Below are 3,395 nucleotides of genomic sequence, written 5' to 3'. Positions count from 1 at the left end.
ACGCGCTCTCCGCCGGGGCGGACGGCGACGGCGACTCCGCCGGCACGGTCGGCGACGGCGAGGCGGACGGGGAGGCCGGGGCCGTCGCGAAGGTGGCGCCCGCCCGGGCCGTCACGGTGGCGCCGGTGCTGCCGCCGAGGATCAGCTTCTGGTGCTCGTCCTTGCCGCCGGAGTAGAGGAAGACCCGGCCGAAGGAGACCGAGTCCTGGGCCGAAACTGTCACCGTCACCTCGCCGGCGCCGTCCCGGGTCAGCCAGAACCGGCCGCCGTTGGTGGTGGTCCTCACCGGCCGGCCGGCCGCGTCGACGGCGCTGCCGTGCTCTGCCTTGACCGCGATCTCGCCGGCCGGGCCGCTGACCGTGAACGGGCCCGCCTTGGCGCCGGCCGTCGCCGACGCGGTGGCCGGGTCGATGGTCAGGCCGGCCTTCGGCTCCGGCTGGTCGGTAGCGTTCCCGACCAGATAGTCGTGGATCCGCTTGATCACCGCGTACTCGTTCTCGGCGCCCAGCCCCGGCCGCCAGTCACCCAGCCGTACGCCGTCGCTGAGTTGCCAGACGGCGGTCTGGGTACCGAAGTAGAGCAGGGTGTCCCGGCGCGGGCCGGTCAGCCCCGGTGGCAGGGCGGCACCGGCCTTCGACAGCAGGGACGCCGGGTCGGCGTTCGGGTAGCCGTGGGTGAGCACCCACTGCACCTTGCCGAGGTTCTTCACCTCGGACTCGCCCCAGGTGCCCTCGACGTACTCCCCGTTGCGCGCCACCGGCGTGCGGAAGTCGATGCAGAAGACCGGCACCGTCCCGGTCCTCGTCTCCAGCGCCAGCGCCGACGTACCCATGCTCCGGCCGTTGAGCTGCAGCGTGACGCCGGTGCCCGGAACCGCTCGGGCCACGCCGGTGGCCGGCCCCTCGGCGACCGCCGGTCCGCTCGCGCCGAACGCCAGCGCGCCACCGGCGACGACCGCCGCGACGGTACGCACCCAGCGTCGTCCTCGTTTCTGGAACATCAGATTCGTACACCTCTCCCCAGGGGTGGACCCGCGCCACGCGGGCTCGACAGGTCGCCGTTCCCGCGGGATTTCGCACCACCCGCGGACGAGAACGCGACGGAGCATTATGGACAGTCGAATCGACGCCTGTCATCCCCAACGGGGACAGCCGTCACGTTCGCCCTGGATACGGGAGAGGAGGAATCAATCACACCAGGCGGCGGTCGGCCGCCCAGCGCGACAGTTCGTACCGGTTGGACATCTGGAGCTTGCGGAGCACGTTCGACACGTGCGTCTCCACCGTCTTGATCGAGATGAACAGCTCCTTGGCGATCTCCTTGTACGCGTACCCCCGGGCGAGCAGCCGGAGCACCTCGCGCTCCCGGTTGGTGAGCTGGTCCAGCTCGGGATCGGCGACGGGCGCGTCGGGCCGGGCCGCGAACGCGTCCAGCACGAACCCGGCCAGCCGGGGGCTGAACACGGCGTCCCCGTCGGCCACCCGCCGGATGGCGTCGGTCAGCTCGTCCGGCGAGATCGTCTTCGTGACGTACCCGCGAGCACCCGCCCGGATCAGCCCTATCACGTCCTCGGCCGCGTCCGACACGCTCAGCGCCAGGAACCGGACCTGCGGGTGGGTACGCCGCATCGCGTCCAGCACCGCCCGGCCGCCCCCGTCCGGCATGTGCACGTCCAGCAGCACCACGTCGGGCTGGGTCGCCGCGATCCGGCTGACCGCCTCGGCCACCGTGCTCGCCTCGCCAACCACCTCGACGTGGCCGCCGAGCTCCGCGCGGACCCCGGCCCGGAACATGGCGTGGTCGTCGACGAGGAACACCCGCAGCCGCCCGTCCCGGGGCTGCGCCCCCTCGACCGGACCCATCGACTGCTCCGCCATGGTCATCTGTCCCTTTCCGCTGTGGAGCCCGTGCCGGTGATCGGCAGCATCAGCCGGACCTCGGTCCCCTCCCCCGGCCCGGACCGGATCTCCGCCCGGCCGCCGTGCCGCTTCATCCGCCCGATGATCGATCCTCGAACGCCGTGTCGGTGATCCTCCACGGTATCCGGGTCGAAGCCCTTGCCCCGGTCCCGTACGAAGACGCTGACCTGTTCCGGTTCCACCTCGGCGTAGAGCGAAACGGTCCGCACCTCGGCGTGCCGGGCCGCGTTCACCAGCGCCTCCCGGGCGGCGGCGACCAGCGCGCCGACCCGCTCGTCGGTCTCCCGGTCGCCGACCACCACCGCCTCGACGGTGATGGCGAAGGTGTCCTCCACCTCGGCCGCGGCCTGCTCCAGCGCCGCGGCGAAGCGCTCGGCCGGCGAGGCGGTCGGCTTGTAGAGCCAGTTCCGCAGCGACCGCTCCTGCCCGCGGGCCAGCCGCTGCACGGTCTTGACGTCGGTGGCGTTGCGCTGGATCAGGGCCAGGGTGTGCAGCACCTGGTCGTGCACCATCGCGGCCAGCTCGGCGCGTTCCTGCTCCCGGATGCGGCCTTCGCGCTCCGAACGGAGCTGGTTCCAGGTCCGCCAGAGCACCGGCGCGGCCACCACGCCGACCCCGGCCAGCCCGACCAGCGCGAAGATCACGCCGTTGAGCACGGCGTCGAAGTTCTGCGCCGGCGAGTAGACCGCCGCGACGCCGATGATGCCGACGGCGACGAGCACCCCGCCACCGATGAAGCGGAGCACGAAGGCCCGCCGGTCGCTCTCCTCCACCACGGCGCCGAGCCACGGCACCGGCATCGACTCGCCCCACTGGCGGCGGCGCTCCGGGGCGGACTGGTGCCAGATCACCCCGGTACCGACCGCGATGATCGCAACCAGCCAGCCGGCGGTGCCGGCCGCGCCCACCGAATCGAAGACCATAACCTGGGTCAGCAGCACGCCCAGCCCGATCGCCACGAACGGCAGGAGCTGGGCGAGGTCCCGGCGGGGCGGGACGGTGTCGCCCGGGCGCAGCGGGACCACAGCCCAGAAGGCTGCGTAGAGCAGCAGGCCGAGGCCGCTCAGCCCGAGCAGCACCATGAAGGCCACCCGCACCCGGACCACCGAGATGCCGAGGTGCTCGGCGATGCCGGCGGCCACCCCGGCGGCCAACCGGTGCTCGGGGGCCCGGTAGAGGCGGGGCGGATGCGGAGTTACGGTGCTGCTGATCGGAGGCTCCCGGGTCAGGGGACGACGGTGTGGCCCGGTCCGGCCGGCGCCGGTTCGATCGTCACACGGTTGGACCGCCCCGGACCACGGGGACGCCCCCGACATTCGGGCGGCCGGGATCTCAGGGTGAGGTCAGGGTCGGGTCCCGAGGACGCTCGGGCGGCCGGGGCAGCAGGATCGAGGCATGACCGAGGACGCTGCCCGTCCGCCCCTGCCCGGGGCGGCACCGCCGGACGGGCCCCCGCCACCCCCGACGCCGGCATCC

Annotated in this window: 3 protein-coding genes; all 3 read right to left on the bottom strand. The window is 73.1% G+C overall.

Annotation, left to right across the window (positions count from 1 at the left end; genetic code table 11):
* Window positions 1-1,000, bottom strand: a 1,000-nt coding sequence (locus tag DKL51_RS28310) for a thioester domain-containing protein (RefSeq protein WP_260428694.1), incomplete at its 3' end; no start/stop codon positions are given.
* Window positions 1,001-1,190: 190 nt separating this feature from the next.
* A complete protein-coding gene (locus DKL51_RS28305) occupies window positions 1,191-1,877 on the bottom strand; it encodes a response regulator (RefSeq protein WP_109947977.1) in 687 nt (228 codons plus the stop codon).
* A gap of 2 nt (window positions 1,878-1,879) precedes the next feature.
* Entirely contained in the window at window positions 1,880-3,148 is a 1,269-nt protein-coding gene (locus DKL51_RS28300; protein WP_109947979.1) for an ATP-binding protein, read from the bottom strand.
* Window positions 3,149-3,395: the final 247 nt, after the last annotated feature.

This window comes from Micromonospora globispora (assembly GCF_003857015.1).
GTDB classification, from domain to species: Bacteria; Actinomycetota; Actinomycetes; order Mycobacteriales; family Micromonosporaceae; genus Micromonospora; species Micromonospora globispora.
This window is presented reverse-complemented; position numbering and strand designations above follow the sequence as displayed.

What these genes read in the sequence shown, in the direction of transcription:
- DKL51_RS28305 (WP_109947977.1), bottom strand. Translation starts at nt 1,877, where the DNA reads ATGGCGGAGCAGTCGATGGGTCCGGTCGAGGGGGCGCAGCCCCGGGAC.